Source organism: Burkholderia sp. MSh2, assembly GCF_000731655.1.
GTDB classification, from domain to species: Bacteria; Pseudomonadota; Gammaproteobacteria; order Burkholderiales; family Burkholderiaceae; genus Burkholderia; species Burkholderia paludis.
The window spans coordinates 23,654-41,678 of record NZ_JPGM01000049.1; the positions used below are offsets into that span (position 1 = coordinate 23,654).

Sequence of the window (18,025 nt, forward strand, 5' to 3'; positions counted from 1 at the left end):
GGCGGCTGCCGAGCGGCCGCCGCCTGACGCTTCAAAAATGGATTAACCGAGCCAGATCGTTGAACAGCGCGATCGCCGACAATGCGACGATGCAGATCAACCCGGCTCTTTGCAGAATCAGCTGCCAGCGCTCCGAGACGGCTTTCCCGGTCGCGGCTTCAACCGCATAATATAACAGATGCCCCCCGTCCAAAACGGGAATCGGCAACAAGTTCAGGACGCCAAGGCTAATGCTGACAAGGGCGAGGAACGACAGGAAGGCGGACGGACCGAGCCGCGCGCTCTTGCCCGCGTAGTCGGCGATCGTCACGGGGCCGGACAGGTTTTTCAGCGACGCATTGCCCGTGATCATCCGCCCGAACATCCGCAGCGAATACACGGAGATGTCCCACGTGCGGTGCGCGCCGAGCCGCAGGCTCTCGATCGGCCCGTAGCGCACGTCGACCGACGGCGCCTGCATCGCCAGCGCCGCACCGATGCGCCCGACCTGCTGGCCCGACTCGTCGTCGCGCTGCATCTGCGGCACGATCGACACCGCCCGTGCGGCGCCATTGCGCTCGATCTGCAGGTCGAGCGGCGCGCCCGCGTGGTGCTTGACGAAATCGATGAAGCGCGCCGCGCCGGCGATCGGCTTGCCGTCCAGTGCGACCAGCTTGTCGCCGGCCTTCAGGCCCGCCTGCTCCGCCGCGCTGCCGGGCTGCACCGATGCGACCGACAGCGTGCCGCCGCCGGCCTCGAAGCCGAGACGGGCCATGAAGTCGTCGTCGAGCTGGCTTTCGGGAATATTACGGAGATCGACGCGGAAATCGAACGTCGTGTTGCCGTCGCGCGCGCCGAGCACGATTTCGCGGTGATCGAACGCGGCCGCCAGCAACTTCCAGCGCAGGTCCGACCACGACCGCACCGGCTCGGACCCGCCGTCCTGCGCGTCGCCCGCGTGCACGTTGCGGATCGACACGATCGTCTCGCCGCCGTCGAAGCCCGCGCGCGCCGCCGCCGTGCCGGCGGCCGGCGGAGCGACGATCGCCGCCGGCTCGTTTACACCGGTGGCGAATACGACCGAAAACAGCACGATTGCCAACAGGAAGTTCGCAATCGGTCCGGCCGCAACGATCGCGATGCGCTTGTAGACCGACTGCCGGTTGAACGCCTGCCCGAGCTCTTCCGGCCGGATGCCCGGGCCGGGATCGCGCTCGTCGAGCATCTTCACGTAACCGCCGAGCGGCAGCGCGGACAGCGTCCACTCGGTGCCCGTCCGGCGGCTCACCCAGCGTGCGACGGGCTGGCCGAAGCCGATCGAGAAACGCAGCACCTTCACGCCGCACCAGCGCGCGACGCGATAATGTCCGTACTCATGCACGACGACCAGCACCCCGATCGCCACCGCAAACGCGATCAGTTCGACCAGCACGTTCATGAGCACCCCATTCAGACAGTGCGCTCCACGCGTGGCGCAGGCGCTTTCGCAATGATCGCGGCGGCGAGGCGGCGTGCCTCGGCATCCGCCGCCAGGACGTCCTCGAGCCCGTCGGGCGCACGGTTCGGCAGCGTGTTGAGCACCTCATCGACCGTCGCCGCGATCGCCATGAAGCCGATCCGGCGCTCGAGAAACGCTTCGACCGCCACTTCGTTCGCCGCGTTCAATGCGGCGCTCGCGATGCCACCCTCCTCGAGCGCCTTCAGTGCGAGCGCGAGGCACGGGAAGCGTGCGTAATCGGGCTTCTCGAACGACAGCTGGGCGATCTGCGCGAGGTCGAGCTGGTCGACGCCCGCATCGACGCGATCGGGAAACGCGAGCGCGTGCGCGATCGGCGTGCGCATGTCGGGGTTGCCGAGCTGCGCGAGCACCGAGCCGTCACGGTACGACACCAGCGAGTGGATCACGCTCTGCGGATGGATCAGCACGTCGATCCGGTCGCCCGGCAGCCCGAAGATCCAGTGCGCCTCGATCACCTCGAGGCCCTTGTTCATCATCGTCGCGGAATCGACCGAGATCTTGCGGCCCATCACCCAGTTCGGGTGCTTGCATGCCTCGTCCGGCGTCACGTCGACGAGCGTGGCCGGCTCGCGCGTGCGGAACGGGCCACCCGACGCGGTCAGGATGATCTTCGAGATCCCGCCGTGCTCGGTCGCTTCGCGCGGCATGCACTGGAAGATCGCATTGTGTTCGCTGTCGACCGGCAGCAGGATCGCGCCATGGTCGCGCACGGCGTCCATGAAGATCGCGCCCGACATCACCAGCGCTTCCTTGTTCGCCAGCAGGATGCGCTTGCCGGCACGCGCGGCCGCGAGGCTCGGCGCGAGGCCGGCCGCGCCGACGATCGCCGCGACCACCGTGTCGCAGCCGTCGCTCTTCGACACGTCGACGAGCGCCTGCGGCCCGTGCAGCACGGTCGTCCTGCTGCCCGCCGCGCGCAGCTTCGCATCGACCTGCGCGGCCGTCGCGGCATCGCCGACCACCGCCACCTCGGGCGCGAAGCGCAGGCACTGCTCGACCAGCTTGTCGCCGTTGCGGTGGGCGGTCAGCGCGTAGACCGAGAAGCGCTCGGGATGGCGCGCGACCACGTCGAGCGTGCTGTCTCCGATCGAGCCCGTGGAACCGAGCAATGTCAGACGTTTTTGCATAACAGAATTAGTGGTTTAACCAAGCAGCAGCATCGCGAGCGGCAGCACCGGCAGCAGCGCGTCGACACGGTCGAGCACGCCGCCATGGCCAGGCAGCAGTCCGCTCGAATCCTTCACGCCCGCCTGCCGCTTCAACAGCGACTCGAACAGGTCGCCGATCACGCTGTACGCGACCAGCAGGGTCAGTGCGGCCCACGCGCCCGGCATCCCGTAGCGCGCGGCAAATGCAGAAAACAGGGTCGGTTCGAACACGTGCGCAGCCATTGCCGCGCCGGCAACGACCAGCACGGCCAGCCAGCCGCCGATCGCGCCTTCCCAGCTCTTCCCGGGACTGATCGTGACGGCCAGTTTACGCTTTCCGAAGGCCTTGCCCGCGAAGTATGCGCCGATATCGGCCAGCCAGACGACCAGCAGCAGCGACAGCACGAACGGAACGCCCTGCGCGCGCGCCGCGACGAGCGCATGCCAGCAGGCGGCAAAGACCACGAGGCCCGCGGCCAGCAGGAACGGCCGCCATACGCCGCCCGCGAGTTCGGGCTTGCGCCGCAGCGCGAACGGGCCGACCAGCAGCCAGAACACGCCGGCGGCCATGAAAAGGGGACGGGATGCCGCCGCGTCGACGCCGAGCGGCGTCGTAGCCGCGAGCGCAAGCGCCGCGACGACCGCATAGACGATCGGGCCGGCGCCGCGAAGCTTCAGCAGGCGCGCCCATTCCCACGCGGCGAACACGAGGACGACGCCGATCAGCGCGCCGAATGCGGCGAGCGGTGCGAACAGCGTCACCGGCAGCAGGACGGCCAGCATCACGATCGCCGTGATCACACGGGTTTTCAGCATGAAAGGGAATCGGCGTTCTGCGATTGGGGTTCGAGCTGGGCGCTCGTGCGGCCGAAACGGCGCTCGCGCTCCGTATACGACGCCATCGCGTCCGCCAGTGCCGCGCCGTCGAAATCCGGCCAGTATTTGTCGGTGAAATAGAATTCGGCGTACGCGAGCTGCCACAGCAGGAAGTTGCTGACGCGCTGCTCGCCGCCCGTGCGGATGAAGAGGTCCGGCTCCGGCGCATAGGCCATCGCCAGGTGCGGCGCGAAGGCGTCCTCGGTCACTTCGACCTCGCGCCCCTCGCGCACGGATTGCTCGACGAGCTTCTTCGTCGCCTGCAGGATGTCCCACCGGCCGCCGTAGTTGGCCGCGATGGTGAGCGTCAGGCGGGTATTGCGCGCCGTCTTGGTTTCGGCGCGGCGAATCAGTTCGCGGATGCGCGGCTCGAAGCGCTCGAGATCGCCGACGACACGCAGGCGGATGCCGTTCGCATGCAGCTTGCCGATCTCGCGCTCCAGCGCGGTGATGAAGAGCCGCATCAGGAACGACACTTCGTCGGTCGGGCGCCGCCAGTTTTCCGAACTGAACGCAAACAGCGTCAGGTATTCGACGCCGGCGCGCGCGCAGCCCTCGACCACCGCCCGCACGGCGTCGACGCCGCGGGTATGCCCCGCGACGCGCGGCAGGCGGCGTTCGGTCGCCCAACGGCCGTTGCCGTCCATGATGATCGCGATGTGACGCGGCACGACGCCGACGTCAGGCACGCGAACGGTAGAGCTGGTATAAGTCATGGCCGTTGAGACAGTAAGGCGGGAAGAAGGCGGCGCGCGAGGACGGTCGTCAGACCGTCATGATCTCGGCTTCCTTGCTCTGCACGAGCTTGTCGACTTCGGCCACGTGCTTGTCGGTCAGCTTCTGCACGTCGTCGCTCGCGCGGCGCTCGTCGTCTTCCGAGATTTCCTTGTCCTTCACGAGCTTCTTCAGCGCTTCGTTCGCGTCGCGGCGCAGGTTGCGGATCGCGACCTTGGCCGTTTCGCCTTCGCTCTTCACGACCTTGGTCAGCTCGCGGCGGCGCTCTTCCGTCAGCGCGGGCATCGGCACGCGGATCAGGTCGCCCGACGTGGCCGGGTTCAGGCCCAGATCGGCTTCGCGGATGGCCTTCTCGACCTTCGCGACCATGTTCTTTTCCCACGGCTGCACGCCGATCGTGCGCGCATCGACGAGCGTCAGGTTCGCGACCTGCGAGATCGGCACCATCGACCCGTAGTAGTCGACCTGCACATGATCGAGCAGACCGGTGTGTGCACGGCCCGTACGGATCTTTGCCAGATCGTTCTTGAACGCTTCGATCGAGCGCTGCATCTTTTGCTCGACGCCCTTCTTGGTATCAGCGACACTCATTTCAACCTCCGAACCTTCAAACCTTCAAAGAACGCGGGCCCTGCCCGGCGCATCTCGCGCGCCGCGGCCGCCTGCCCGCATCCACGGGAGTTTACACGTGGACGAGCGTACCTTCGTCCTCGCCCAGCACGATGCGCTTGAGCGCGCCCGGCTTGTTGATCGAAAACACGCGAATCGGCAGCTTCTGGTCGCGGCACAGCGCGAAGGCCGTCGCGTCCATCACCTGCAGGTTGCGGCTGATCGCCTCGTCGAAAGTGATCGTCGTGTAGCGCGTGGCCGACGGATCCTTCTTCGGATCGGCAGAATATACGCCATCGACCTTGGTCGCCTTCAGCACGACCTCGGCGCCCACTTCCGAACCGCGCAGCGCGGCAGCCGTGTCCGTCGTGAAGAACGGGTTGCCCGTGCCGGCCGCGAAGATCACGACTCGGCCTTCCTCGAGCTGACGGATCGCGCGGGGGCGAATGTACGGCTCGACGACCTGGTCCATCCGCAGCGCGGACTGCACGCGCGCCTCGATGCCCGCGTGACGCATCGCGTCCTGCAGCGCCAGCGCGTTCATCATCGTCGCGAGCATCCCCATGTAGTCGGCGGTCGCACGGTCCATGCCGGCCGCGCCGCCCGCGACACCGCGGAAAATGTTACCGCCGCCGATCACGACCGCGAGCTGCGTACCGAGACGCACGACTTCGGCGATATCGGCCACCATCCGTTCGATCGTCGCGCGATTGATGCCGAAGGCATCGTCGCCCATCAGCGCTTCGCCGGAGAGTTTGAGGAGGACGCGTTTATAGGCATTGGACATAGGGGCTTCCGAGCGACGAGAGGATGACAACCACGAACTGTAGGGGCGAAATACTGATTCGGGCAAGCGCCGACGGTCGGACCGGGTTTCCCGGCCGGCCGGCAGCACCGCCGACCGCGGCGGAGCGGACGCCCGCCGCGGATACTGCCTGACTTGCTTGCTGCGTGCTGCTTACTGCTGCTTTGCTGCTGCGACTTGCGCGGCCACTTCGGCGGCGAAGTCGTCCTGGCGCTTCTCGATGCCTTCGCCGACGACGAACAGCGTGAACTTCTGCACTGCGGCATTCGCTGCCTTCAGCATCTGTTCGATCGTCTGCTTGTCGTTCTTCACGAACGTCTGGTTCAGCAGCGACACTTCCTTCAGGTACTTCTGGACGCTGCCGTCGACCATCTTCGCGACGATCTCGGCCGGCTTGCCCGATTCCGCAGCCTTCTGCTCGGCCACGCGGCGTTCCGTCTCGATCAGTTCCGCCGGCACGTCAGCCGACGACAGCGCGACCGGCTTCATTGCAGCGATGTGCATCGCGACGTCCTTGCCGACCTGCTCTTCCGCGCCCGTGTACTCGACGATCACGCCGATACGCGCGCCGTGCAGGTACGTTGCGATCTTGTTCGCGGTTTCGAAACGGACGAAACGGCGGATCGACACGTTCTCGCCGATCTTGCCGATCAGTGCCAGGCGCACTGCGTCGACCGTCGAGCCTTCGAGCGGCAGCGCCGACAGCGCGGCCACGTCGGCCGGATTCTGCGTTGCAACGAGTTCTGCAACCGTCTTCGAGAACGCGAGGAAGTCGTCGTTCTTCGCGACGAAGTCGGTTTCGCAGTTCAGCTCGACCAGCGCGCCTGCGTTGCCGCCGACGAACGATGCGACGACGCCTTCTGCCGTCACGCGCGATGCCGCCTTGCTCGCCTTGTTGCCGAGCTTGACGCGCAGCAGCTCTTCAGCCTTGGCCAGATCGCCGTCGGCTTCCGTCAGCGCCTTCTTGCACTCCATCATCGGTGCGTCGGTCTTTGCGCGCAGTTCTGCCACCATGCTTGCGGTAATTGCCGCCATCATTCGCTCCTTGAGTCTGTATTCACAACGCCGCCCGCTTGGACGCGAACGGCCGAGATTCGGTTCCGGACCCGCGCCGATTCGGCGCGATCAGGTCCGGCGCACAAGCTTAAAAAAAGGGGGCCTGTTGAGAGCCCCCTTTTTGCGCCGGCTCGGGGCCAGTTACGCGTTTTCCTCGACGTACTCGTCGTCGCCGCGTGCGGCCTGGACCACTTCGTTGACCGCGTTCGCACGGCCTTCGAGGATCGCGTCGGCCACGCCTTCGGCGTACAGCGCGACTGCCTTGCTCGAGTCGTCGTTACCCGGGATCACGTAGTCCACACCTTCCGGCGAGTGGTTCGTATCGACCACCGCGATGACCGGCACGCCCAGCTTGTTCGCTTCGGTCACGGCAATCTTGTGGTAGCCGACGTCGACGACGAAGATTGCGTCCGGAATGCCGCCCATGTCCTTCACGCCGCCGATCGACTTCTGCAGCTTCGCGATTTCACGCTCGAACAGCAGCGCTTCCTTCTTGCTCATCTTTTCGAGCTCGCCTGCCTCGACTGCCGCTTCCATGTCCTTCAGGCGCTTGATCGATACCTTCAGCGTCTTGAAGTTGGTCATCATGCCGCCGAGCCAGCGTGCGTTGACGAACGGCATGCCTGCGCGCTGCGCTTCCTGGGCGATCGTGTCACGCGATTGACGCTTCGTGCCGACGAACAGGATCGTGCCGCGGTTCGCTGCCAGCTGGCGCACGTACTTCTGTGCGTCCGTGAACATCGGCAGCGTCTTTTCGAGGTTGATGATGTGAATCTTGTTGCGGTGACCGAAAATGAACGGAGCCATCTTCGGGTTCCAGAAGCGCGTCTGGTGACCGAAGTGGACACCCGCTTCCAGCATTTGGCGCATCGTGACTGCCATGTAAATTCTCCACGAGGGTTGGGTCTTAAGCCGGCCGCCGTACCGCCGCGCGAACCCGCCCGAAGGGCGCGAATTCCGCGCGGCCGGCACCCTGGTTGCGCCGGCTTGCGATTCGGCACGTGCAAAATGCCCGTGCCGCAAGTCTTTCACCGCGATGCCACCCCTATTCCGGGGCGACATCGGCATTTGGATGTCGACTTAGCCAAAGAGTATAGCACGCCGATTTGTCCGCTCTCAAGTCGCCCACCACTTTCGCCTGCCGCGCGGCCGTCGGCCGGACAATCCGCGAAAACCCGCATCCGCTCGGCCGGCAGGGGCTGCGAGGCCCGCCATAAGGTGCGATAATCCGTCAATTCACCGCATTCCAGGCATACCTCGATGGCTATTACGCTCAAAAACGAACACGATATCGCCGAGATGCGCGTCGCCTGCCGTCTCGCGAGCGAAGTGCTCGACTTCATCACGCCGCACGTCGTCGCGGGCGTCACGACCGCCGAACTCGACCGCCTCTGCCACGAGTACATGCTCAACGAGCAGGGCACGGTCCCCGCGCCGCTGAACTACCAGCCGCCCGGCTACCCGCCGTACCCGAAGGCCACCTGCATTTCGGTCAACGACGTGATCTGCCACGGCATTCCCGGCGAAAAGGTGATCAAGAACGGCGACGCGCTGAACATCGACATCACCGTGATCAAGAACGGCTATTTCGGCGACACCAGCCGGATGTTCATCGTCGGCGAGGGTTCGATCCTCGCGAAGCGCCTCGTGCAGACCACCTACGAATGCATGTGGCTCGGCATCGACCAGGTCAAGCCCGGCGCGCACCTCGGCGACATCGGCTACGCGATCCAGAAGCACGCGGAAGCGCAGGGCTACAGCGTCGTGCGCGAATACTGCGGCCACGGCATCGGCACGGTGTTCCACGAGGATCCGCAGGTCGTCCACTACGGCCGCCCGGGCACCGGCATCGAGCTGAAGGCCGGGATGATCTTCACGATCGAGCCGATGATCAACGCCGGCAAGCGCGACATCCGCACGATGCCCGACCAGTGGACGGTCAAGACGCGCGACCGCAGCCTGTCCGCGCAATGGGAGCACACGGTGCTCGTCACCGAAACCGGCTACGAGGTGCTGACGGTCTCGGCCGGCACGCCGGCGCGCCCCGTGTTCGCCCAACCGGCGGCAGCGGTCTGAGCGCCGTCGCGCCAGCCCGCCCCGCCCGCACCTGAACGGCCGCCCATGAGCGCTCACGCCGCCCCCTCGCCCGAAGCGCTGTCGCGGCGCGCCGAATTCAAGGCCGCCAAGACCGACCTGCTCGAGCGCTTTCGCCGCGCGACCAACGTCGCGTCGCTGATGCACGCGCTGTCGAAACTGACCGACGAAGCGCTGAAGCGCGTGTGGGACGACTGCGGGCTGCCCGCGACGCTCGCGCTCGTCGCCGTCGGCGGCTACGGGCGCGGCGAGCTCGCGCCCCATTCCGACGTCGACATCCTCGTGCTGCTGCCCGACGCGCACGACCCGGCGCTCGACCCGCGCATCGAGCGCTTCATCGGAATGGCATGGGATCTCGGTCTCGAGATCGGCAGCAGCGTGCGCACGGTCGCGCAGTGCATCGAGGAGGCGTCGCAGGACGTCACGGTGCAGACCTCGCTGCTGGAAGCGCGCCGCATCGTCGGCAGCACCGCGCTGTTCGAGCGCTTCACGGTGCGTTACCACGAGGCGCTCGACGCACGTGCGTTCTTCACCGCGAAGGTGCTCGAGATGCGCCAGCGCCACGCGAAGTTCCAGGACACGCCGTACAGCCTCGAACCGAACGTGAAGGAAAGCCCGGGCGGGCTGCGCGACCTGCAGACGATCCTGTGGATCGCGCGCGCGGCCGGCTTCGGCAGCAGCTGGCGCGAACTCGACACGCGCGGCCTGATCACCGACCGCGAAGCGCGCGAGCTGCGCCGCAACGAAGGTTTCCTGAAGACGCTGCGCGCGCGGCTGCACGTGATCGCCGGCCGCCGCCAGGACATGCTCGTCTTCGACCTGCAGACGCAGGCGGCCGAAAGCTTCGGCTACCAGCCGACACAGACCAAGCGCACGAGCGAGCAGCTGATGCGCCGCTATTACTGGGCCGCGAAAGCCGTCACGCAGCTCGCGACGATCCTGATCCAGAACATCGAGGCGCAGCTCTTCCCCGCGACGAGCGGCATCACGCGCGTGCTGTCGCCGGACCGTTTCGTCGAGAAACAGGGGATGCTCGAGATCGTCGACGACGGCGTGTTCGAGCGCCACCCCGATGCGATCCTCGAAGCGTTCCTGCTGTACGAAACGACCCGCGGCGTGAAGGGCCTGTCCGCCCGCACGCTGCGCGCGCTGTACAACTCGCGCGAGATCATGAACAACGCGTGGCGGCGCGATCCGCAGAACCGCCAGACGTTCATGCGCATCCTTCAGCAACCCGAAGGAATCACGCACGCATTCCGGCTGATGAACCAGACGAGCGTGCTCGGCCGCTACCTGCTGAATTTCCGCCGCATCGTCGGGCAGATGCAGCACGACCTGTACCACGTGTACACGGTCGACCAGCACATCCTGATGGTGTTGCGCAACATCCGCCGCTTCGCGGTTGCCGAGCACGCGCACGAATACCCGTTCTGCAGCCAGTTGATCGGCAACTTCGAGCGCCCGTGGGTGCTGTATGTCGCGGCGCTGTTCCACGACATCGCGAAGGGCCGCGGCGGCGACCACTCGACGCTCGGGATGGCGGACGCGCGGCGCTTCTGCCGCGAGCACGGCATCGCCGGCGACGACGCGGCGCTGATCGTGTGGCTCGTCCAGCATCACCTGACGATGAGCCAGGTCGCGCAGAAGCAGGACACGAGCGACCCGGAGGTCATCAAGCGCTTTGCCGAACTCGTCGGCAACGAACGGCGCCTCACCGCGCTCTACCTGCTGACCGTCGCCGATATCCGCGGCACGAGCCCGAAAGTGTGGAACACGTGGAAGGGCAAGCTGCTCGAGGACCTGTACCGCATCACGCTCGCCGTGCTCGGCGGCGCCAACCCCGACGCCCATTCCGAGCTGAAATCGCGACAGGAACAGGCGCTCGCGCTGCTGCGCCTCGAGACCGTGCCCGACGACGCGCACCGCGCGCTGTGGGATCAGCTCGACATCGGTTTCTTCCTGCGTCACGACGCGGCCGACATCGCGTGGCAGACGCGCGTGCTGTACCGGCACGTGAACGCCGACACCGCGATCGTCCGCGCGCGGCCGTCGCCGATCGGCGAAGCGCTGCAAGTGCTCGTCTACGTGAAGGACCGCCCCGACCTGTTCGCGGGCATCTGCGCGTATTTCGACCGCAACGGGCTGTCGGTGCTCGACGCACGGGTCAGCACCACGCGGCACGGCTACGCGCTCGACAACTTCATCGTCACGCAGACCGAAAGCGACGTGCGGTACCGCGACATCGCGAATCTCGTCGAGCAGCAGCTTGCGACGCGGCTCACCGAGACTTCACCGCTGCCGGAGCCGTCCAAGGGCCGCCTCTCGAGGCTGTCCCGGACGTTTCCGATCACGCCGCGCGTCGACCTGCGGGCCGACGAGCGCGGCCAGTACTACATCCTGTCCGTGTCGGCCAACGACCGGCCGGGCCTTCTCTATTCGATCGCGCGCGTGCTCGCCGAACATCGCATCGGCGTCCATGCGGCGCGGATCAATACGCTCGGCGAACGCGTCGAGGACATCTTCCTGCTCGCGGGCGCCGGCTTGTCCGACAACCGCCTGCAGATCCAGCTCGAAACCGAATTGCTGCGCGCGATCGCAGTCTGAATGAATTCCAGCGTTTATGCGCACCAAATTAACCGTCAAGAATCCGAAGCCGGCGTCGCCGACCCGCGCCCCTGTCCGCTCCGGCAGCCTCGTCGCCCGCAAGGCGGTGCGGCCCGCCGCGCCGCCCGCGGGGGACAAGCCGGCCCGCCCGAAGAAGGCGGCTCCGGCCGCCGCCGGCGAACGCACGTTCAAGCCGCGCGCGGCCACGGGCGCCGAGCGCCCGGGCGCGGATCGCGCACCGGCCAAGCGTGCGCCGCGTGACGGCGGTGCCGAACGCGGCACACGCGCGCCTTATCGCGACAACGCGGCCGGCGAAGGGGCGAAGCGCAGTTTCGGCGACCGTCGCACGTCGTCCGATCGCCCGCCGCGTCGTGATGACGACGCCCGTCCGCGTCGCACGGGTGGCGAAGGCGGTGCACGTACGCCGTATCGCGACAACGCATCTGGCGAAGGTGCAAAGCGCAGTTTCGGCGACCGTCGCACGTCATCGGATCGCCCGCCGCGCCGCGATGACGACGCACGGCCGCGTCGCGCGGGTGGCGAAGGCGGCCCGCGTGCTCCCTATCGCGACAATGCATCCGGCGAAGGTGCAAAGCGCAGCTTCGGCGACCGCCGCACGTCGTCCGATCGCCCGCCGCGCCGCGATGACGACGCACGGCCGCGTCGCGCGGGTGGCGAAGGCGGCCCGCGTGCTCCCTATCGCGACAATGCATCCGGCGAAGGCGCGAAGCGCGGCTTCGGCGACCGCCGCACGTCGTCCGATCGCCCGCCGCGTCGTGACGACGACGCACGGCCGCGTCGCGCGGGTGGTGAAGGCGGCCCGCGTGCCCCCTATCGCGACAATGCATCCGGCGAAGGCGCGAAGCGCAGCTTCGGCGACCGCCGCACGTCGTCCGATCGCCCGCCGCGTCGTGATGACGACGCACGGCCGCGTCGTGTGGGTGGTGAAGGCGGCCCGCGTGCCCCCTATCGCGACAATGCATCCAGCGAAGGCGCGAAGCGCAGCTTCGGCGACCGCCGCACGTCGTCCGATCGCCCGCCGCGCCGCGATGACGACGCACGGCCGCGTCGTGCGGGTGGCGAAGGCGGCCCGCGTGCTCCCTATCGCGACAATGCATCCGGCGAAGGCGCGAAGCGCAGCTTCGGCGACCGCCGCACGTCGTCCGATCGCCCGCCGCGTCGTGATGACGACGCACGGCCGCGTCGTGTGGGTGGTGAAGGCGGCCCGCGTGCCCCCTATCGCGACAATGCATCCAGCGAAGGCGCGAAGCGCAGCTTCGGCGACCGCCGCACGTCGTCCGATCGCCCGCCGCGCCGCGATGACGACGCACGGCCGCGTCGTGCGGGTGGCGAAGGCGGCCCGCGTGCTCCCTATCGCGACAATGCATCCGGCGAAGGCGCGAAGCGCAGCTTCGGCGACCGCCGCACGTCGTCCGATCGCCCGCCGCGTCGCGATGACGACGCCCGTCCGCGCCGCGCAGGCACCGACGACGGCAAGCGTCCGTCCTACCGCGACAAGGCGACGGGCGAAGGCGCGAAGCGCAGCTTCGGCGACCGTCCGGCTCGCCCCGCACGCGACGGCGAACGCCGCTCGTTCGGTGCGGTCAAGACCGCGCAACCGGTCAAGCGCGCTGCCGCCGACATCGACTACGGCGACGAAGCAGGCCTGATGCGCCTGTCGAAGCGGATGTCCGAACTCGGCATGTGCTCGCGCCGCGAAGCCGACGAATGGATCGAAAAGGGCTGGGTGCTCGTCGACGGCGAACGCATCGACACGCTCGGCACCAAGGTACGCGCCGACCAGAAGATCGAGATCGACGAGCGCGCGAGCGCCGCGCAGGCCGCGCAAGTGACGATCCTGCTGCACAAGCCGGTCGGTTATGTGTCGGGCCAGGCGGAAGACGGCTACGAGCCCGCGGCCGTGCTGATCACGCGCGCGAACCGCTGGAGCGGCGACCATTCGCCGCTGCGCTACTCGCCGCAGCACCTGCACGCGCTCGCACCGGCCGGCCGCCTGGACATCGATTCGACCGGCCTGCTCGTGCTGACGCAGAACGGCGTGATCGCGAAGCAGCTGATCGGCGAGCAGTCGGATATCGACAAGGAGTACCTGGTGCGCGTGCGCTTCGGCGAACGGCTCATCGACATCGACCAGCATTTCCCCGCGGAATCGCTCGCGAAGCTGCGCCACGGCCTCGAGCTCGACGGCGTCGCGCTGAAGCCCGCGATGGTGAGCTGGCAGAACGGCGAGCAGCTGCGCTTCGTGCTGCGCGAAGGCAAGAAGCGCCAGATCCGCCGCATGTGCGAACTGGTGGGCCTCGACGTGATCGGCCTGAAGCGCATCCGGATGGGCCGCGTGATGCTCGGCGCACTGCCGCAGGGTCAATGGCGCTATCTGTCGCCCGACGAAACGTTCTGACCGCGGGCGCACCACACGTGCGCCATGCAATGAAAAAGCCCGCGCGAGCGGGCTTTTTCTTGTCTGCGAGGAGCCGGGAAAGCCGGCGGATCAGTCGTCGGAAGCCGGATCGAGCCCCGGAAACAGCACTTCCGTGAAGCCGAAGCGCGTGAAATCCGTGATCCGCATCGGATACAGCTTGCCGATCAGGTGATCGTATTCGTGCTGGACGACGCGCGCATGGAACCCGTCGGCAACGCGATCGATCTTCGCGCCGAACTGGTCGAAGCCGCTGTAACGCACGTTCGCATAGCGGCTGACGACGCCGCGCATGCCCGGCACCGACAGGCAGCCTTCCCAGCCCTCTTCCATGTCCGGCGGCAGGTACTCGACCTTCGGGTTGATCAGCACCGTTTCGGGCACCGGCGGCGCATCCGGGTAGCGGTTGTTGTTGCCGAAGCCGAAGATGATGATCTGCAGCCCGACGCCGATCTGCGGGGCGGCCAGCCCGGCCCCGTTCGCGTGGTGCATCGTCTCGAACATGTCCGCGACGATCTCGTGCAATTCGGGCGTGTCGAACCGCTCGACCGGTTTGGCGACTTCGAGCAGGCGCGGATCGCCCATCTTCAGGATCTCGCGAATCATGGCGTATTGCCCTCCAGGAGTTGGTGCAGGCCGTCTTCGTCCAGCACGGGGATGCCGAGTTCCTCGGCCTTTGCGAGCTTGCTGCCGGCTTCGGCGCCCGCGACCACGTAATCCGTCTTCTTCGAGACCGAACCGGCCACTTTCGCGCCCGCCGCTTCGAGCATTTCCTTCGCGGCATCGCGCGTGAGCGTCGGCAGCGTGCCTGTCAGCACGACCGTCTTGCCCGCCAGCACGCCTTGCGGCGCCTTCGGCGCGGGCGGCCCTTCCGGCCACGTGACCTTGCCCGGCGCGCGCAGTTGCTCGATCACGGTCCGGTTGTGCTCTTCCGCGAAGAACTGGTGAAGCGACTCGGCAACGATCGGCCCGACGTCGTTGACTTCGAGCAGCTCCTCGATCGACGCGTCCATGATCGGCGTCAGCGAACCGAAGTGCTTCGCGAGATCCTTCGCGGTCGATTCGCCGACATGGCGAATGCCGAGCCCGTAGATGAAGCGCGCGAGCGTCGTGTGCTTGGCCTTCTCGAGCGAGTCGAGCAGATTCTGCGCGGATTTCTCGGCGAACCGGTCGAGCTCGGCCAGCGTCGCGAAGCCGAGATTGAACAGGTCGGCCGGCGTGCGCACCAGATTCAACTCGACGAGCTGGTCGATGATCTTCTCGCCGAGCCCGTCGATGTCGAGCGCGCGGCGCTGCGCGAAGTGCCACAGCGCCTGCTTGCGCTGCGCCGGACAGAACAGCCCGCCGGTGCAGCGCGCGATCGCCTCGTCCGGCAGGCGCTCGATCCTCGAACCGCACACCGGGCACTCGGTCGGCATCACGAATTCGGCGGCATCGTCCGGACGCCGGTCGAGCAGCGCACCGACCACCTCGGGAATCACGTCGCCGGCGCGTCGCACGATCACCGTATCGCCGATCCGGATGTCCTTGCGGCGCACCTCGTCCTCGTTGTGCAGCGTCGCATTGGTCACGGTCGCGCCGCCGACGAACACCGGCTCGAGGCGCGCGACCGGCGTGATTGCGCCGGTACGGCCGACCTGCACGTCGATCGCGACGAGCTTCGTCAGCGCTTCCTGCGCGGGGAACTTGTGCGCGAGCGCGAAGCGCGGCGCGCGCGACACGAAGCCGAGGCGCTCCTGTTCGTCGCGCCGGTTGACCTTGTAGACGACGCCGTCGATGTCGTACGGCAGCGACTCGCGCTTCTCGCCGATCTTGCGGAAGAACCCGAGCAAGCCGTCTGCGCCGTGCACGACCGCCCGTTCGCGATTCACGGGCAGGCCGAGCGACTCGTACCAGTCGAGCAGCGCGCTGTGGGTGTCGGGCATCGGCATCCCGTCGAGCACGCCGATCCCGTAAGCGAAGAACGACAGCGGGCGCTGCGCGGTGATCTTCGAGTCGAGCTGGCGCAGGCTGCCGGCCGCCGCGTTTCGCGGATTTGCGAATTCGCGCTGCTCGGCCGCGCGCTGGCGTTCGTTCAGGCGCGCGAAATCGCGCTTGAACATCAGTACCTCGCCGCGCACGTCGAGCACCGCCGGCACGTGTGCGCCCTTCAGTTTCAGTGGAATCGAGCGGATCGTGCGCACGTTCTCGGTCACGTCCTCGCCCGTCGTGCCGTCGCCGCGCGTCGACGCCTGCACGAACACGCCCTGCTCGTAGCGCAGCGAGATCGCGAGGCCGTCGAACTTCAGCTCGCATGCGTATTCGACAGGTTCCGTCACCGAGCCGGCGAGATCGGTCGCCTTGTCGAGCGCGTCGGCGACGCGCTTGTCGAATGCAACGATATCCTCGTCCGCGAAGCCGTTGTTCAGCGACAGCATCGGCGCGTCGTGGACCACCGGCGTGAAGCCGCCGGCCGCCTCGCCGCCGACGCGCTGCGTCGGCGAATCGGGCGTCACGAGTTCGGGATGGTCGGTTTCGAGCTGCTGCAGTTCACGGAACAGCCGGTCGTATTCGGCGTCGGGCAGATCCGGCTGGTCGAGCACGTAATAGGCGTAGTTCGCCCGCTCGAGTTGGTCGCGCAGCCACGCGGCGCGCGCGTCGGGCTGGCTGGCTGGCGGTTCGGCTTGGGTTCGGGCCATGCTGGCGGCAGATTCGTTCTGAGAAAATCGGATGCCCGATTATCTCAGTTTGACGCCGCCGCGGGGCGCGCAATGCACGCCGGATGCGCGTGCCGCCACGCACATGAAACGCATCCGCCACTGCGGCGGACGGCGGCGCCGCGGCCCGCCGCCCGCGCGGACGCGTTACTGGCTGAAGAGGCGCCGCGTGACCGGCGAACCGGCCGGAATGCCGGCCTCCTCCAGCTTCGCGTACAACTTCATCAACTGCTGCTCGATCGCCAGCAGCGTCGACTCCGGCAGCGGCCGGCGCGAATCGTCGACGACCCGCGCGCCGATCCGCTCGGACAGCGATTTCGCGTAATCGCACATCAGCCGGAACGGCAGGATGTCCTCTTCGGCAACCGGCACGTCGAGCACCAGCGTGATCATGTTGCCCCCCTTGTACGTGAGGTCGTCACGCAGGAAGTTCGTATCGCCGAACTGCAGCATGAACACCGGGTTCTGCTTCGCGTCGAGCTTCACGAAACGCGTGCCGTCGCGCGACAGCAGCAGCCCGTCCTGCGACGCGACCGCCTGCACGTAGTTGGCCGACCACGGCGCACCGTCCGACATCACGTTGATCGACAGTTGCGCGTCGCACTGCGCGGCAAACGCGTCGAGCTCGCGCGCCATCGCCACCGTTTCCATCATGTCCGGGAATTCCGGCGCGCCGTCGATCGCGTCGGCGAACTGGTGGACGCCCGTCACGAATTCGGAGAACTCGAGTTCGTTCAGCGCGCCGCTGCGGTTCGCGAGCTGCGCGGCCGCGCGCAGTTCCTCGTAGCGCACGCCGTTCTGCAGCAGCTCCCACTGGCCGCCTTCCGGCTTGCCCTCGATGTGCACGGGCTTGCTGCCCGCGCGGCGCAGCCGCTGCGCGGCGGGCAGGATCTTGTCGCCCGGCAGCGGCCCGGCGAGACGGATCGGCACGATGCAGTCGATCCGGCGATCGACGATCGCGGGCGGCGCCGACGAGATCGTAGTCGCGGCCGGCAGCACCGGTTCGGCCGGCTCGGCCGCTTCGGCGGCCGCTTCATGCACGGCAACCGGCGCGGCTTCCTCGCCGGCGGCCGGTTCGCCCGCCTCGGACGGCAAGTCGGCGCCGGTCGCTTCGGCCTGCAGATCGGCCGGCGTATCGGCCGGTGCCGCGCCACCGAACGTCGGCTCGACCCGCGCCGCCTCGACCGGTGCGGCCGACGTGGCCGCCGCGGCGACCGGCGCTGCTGGCTCGCGCCGCACCGGCTGACGGACCGGTTCGATGAACGGCAGCTCGTCGTCCCGCTCCGGGCGGCTCATCGCCTCGGCCGCTTCCTCCGGCATCGGGCGCGGCATCCTGCGCCGCACCTTGGCGCCCTGCCACGCGTTGTAGACCACGACGCCGCCTACCACGACGGCGCCCGCGCCGATCAAACCGAGTGTCAACTCGTCCATGCACGCTCCATCAGCAATTCTTGTTCGTCGGACCCG

Annotated in this window: 14 protein-coding genes; 3 read left to right on the top strand and 11 right to left on the bottom strand. The window is 67.6% G+C overall.

Features of this window, described 5'->3' with window-relative positions:
• Nucleotides 1-31 precede the first annotated feature (31 nt).
• The 8 genes from rseP to rpsB all read right to left on the bottom strand — a co-directional run bounded on the left by rseP (nucleotide 32) and on the right by rpsB (nucleotide 7,609).
• Nucleotides 32-1,417 carry an RIP metalloprotease RseP gene (gene rseP, locus GQ57_RS27545; protein WP_034199553.1) on the bottom strand — a complete coding sequence of 462 codons (1,386 nt, stop codon included), beginning with the start codon at nucleotides 1,415-1,417 and terminating at the stop codon, nucleotides 32-34.
• Nucleotides 1,418-1,428: 11 nt separating this feature from the next.
• Nucleotides 1,429-2,625 carry a 1-deoxy-D-xylulose-5-phosphate reductoisomerase gene (locus GQ57_RS27550; protein ID WP_034199554.1) on the bottom strand — a complete coding sequence of 399 codons (1,197 nt, stop codon included), beginning with the start codon at nucleotides 2,623-2,625 and terminating at the stop codon, nucleotides 1,429-1,431.
• A gap of 15 nt (nucleotides 2,626-2,640) precedes the next feature.
• The gene (locus GQ57_RS27555; protein WP_034199555.1) at nucleotides 2,641-3,462 is read right to left on the bottom strand and encodes a phosphatidate cytidylyltransferase; all 822 of its coding nucleotides are present in this window, start codon (nucleotides 3,460-3,462) and stop codon (nucleotides 2,641-2,643) included.
• Nucleotides 3,456-4,238: a polyprenyl diphosphate synthase gene (uppS, locus tag GQ57_RS27560; protein WP_031399366.1), complete on the bottom strand. Its 783-nt coding sequence runs from the start codon at nucleotides 4,236-4,238 to the stop codon at nucleotides 3,456-3,458. The genes GQ57_RS27555 and uppS overlap by 7 nt, the downstream gene beginning before the upstream one ends.
• A gap of 49 nt (nucleotides 4,239-4,287) precedes the next feature.
• Nucleotides 4,288-4,848, bottom strand: a complete 561-nt coding sequence (frr, locus tag GQ57_RS27565) for a ribosome recycling factor (RefSeq protein ID WP_031399367.1) — start codon at nucleotides 4,846-4,848, stop codon at nucleotides 4,288-4,290.
• Nucleotides 4,849-4,939: 91 nt separating this feature from the next.
• Entirely contained in the window at nucleotides 4,940-5,653 is a 714-nt protein-coding gene (gene pyrH / locus GQ57_RS27570) for a UMP kinase (protein ID WP_011352459.1), read from the bottom strand.
• Nucleotides 5,654-5,824: 171 nt separating this feature from the next.
• Complete coding sequence (gene tsf, locus GQ57_RS27575; protein ID WP_031399368.1) at nucleotides 5,825-6,706, bottom strand: translation elongation factor Ts; 882 nt, start codon at nucleotides 6,704-6,706, stop codon at nucleotides 5,825-5,827.
• A 162-nt stretch (nucleotides 6,707-6,868) separates the two neighbouring features.
• On the bottom strand, nucleotides 6,869-7,609 hold the full coding sequence (gene rpsB / locus GQ57_RS27580) for a 30S ribosomal protein S2 (protein WP_006752149.1): 741 nt from the start codon (nucleotides 7,607-7,609) through the stop codon (nucleotides 6,869-6,871).
• A 378-nt stretch (nucleotides 7,610-7,987) separates the two neighbouring features.
• On the opposite strand from rpsB, the gene map reads away from it, so the two are divergent.
• From map to GQ57_RS40285, 3 genes are read left to right on the top strand one after another with little or no spacing between them, the layout of a single operon-like run.
• Nucleotides 7,988-8,803 (top strand): type I methionyl aminopeptidase, encoded by an 816-nt coding sequence (map, locus tag GQ57_RS27585; protein ID WP_031399369.1) that lies wholly within the window; start codon nucleotides 7,988-7,990, stop codon nucleotides 8,801-8,803.
• A gap of 45 nt (nucleotides 8,804-8,848) precedes the next feature.
• Nucleotides 8,849-11,425, top strand: a complete 2,577-nt coding sequence (locus GQ57_RS27590; RefSeq protein WP_031399370.1) for a [protein-PII] uridylyltransferase — start codon at nucleotides 8,849-8,851, stop codon at nucleotides 11,423-11,425.
• 16 nt (nucleotides 11,426-11,441) lie between these two features.
• Nucleotides 11,442-13,844 carry a pseudouridine synthase gene (locus GQ57_RS40285; RefSeq protein ID WP_235215138.1) on the top strand — a complete coding sequence of 801 codons (2,403 nt, stop codon included), beginning with the start codon at nucleotides 11,442-11,444 and terminating at the stop codon, nucleotides 13,842-13,844.
• A 90-nt stretch (nucleotides 13,845-13,934) separates the two neighbouring features.
• Here GQ57_RS40285 and def read toward each other — a convergent pair whose 3' ends face one another.
• The 3 genes from def to GQ57_RS27610 form a co-directional block, all read right to left on the bottom strand.
• Nucleotides 13,935-14,468: a peptide deformylase gene (gene def, locus GQ57_RS27600; protein WP_034199556.1), complete on the bottom strand. Its 534-nt coding sequence runs from the start codon at nucleotides 14,466-14,468 to the stop codon at nucleotides 13,935-13,937.
• A complete protein-coding gene (gene ligA / locus GQ57_RS27605) occupies nucleotides 14,465-16,540 on the bottom strand; it encodes an NAD-dependent DNA ligase LigA (protein ID WP_034199557.1) in 2,076 nt (691 codons plus the stop codon). The genes def and ligA overlap by 4 nt, the downstream gene beginning before the upstream one ends.
• A 165-nt stretch (nucleotides 16,541-16,705) precedes the next feature.
• Nucleotides 16,706-17,989 carry a cell division protein ZipA C-terminal FtsZ-binding domain-containing protein gene (locus GQ57_RS27610; RefSeq protein ID WP_034199558.1) on the bottom strand — a complete coding sequence of 428 codons (1,284 nt, stop codon included), beginning with the start codon at nucleotides 17,987-17,989 and terminating at the stop codon, nucleotides 16,706-16,708.
• Nucleotides 17,990-18,025 lie beyond the last annotated feature (36 nt).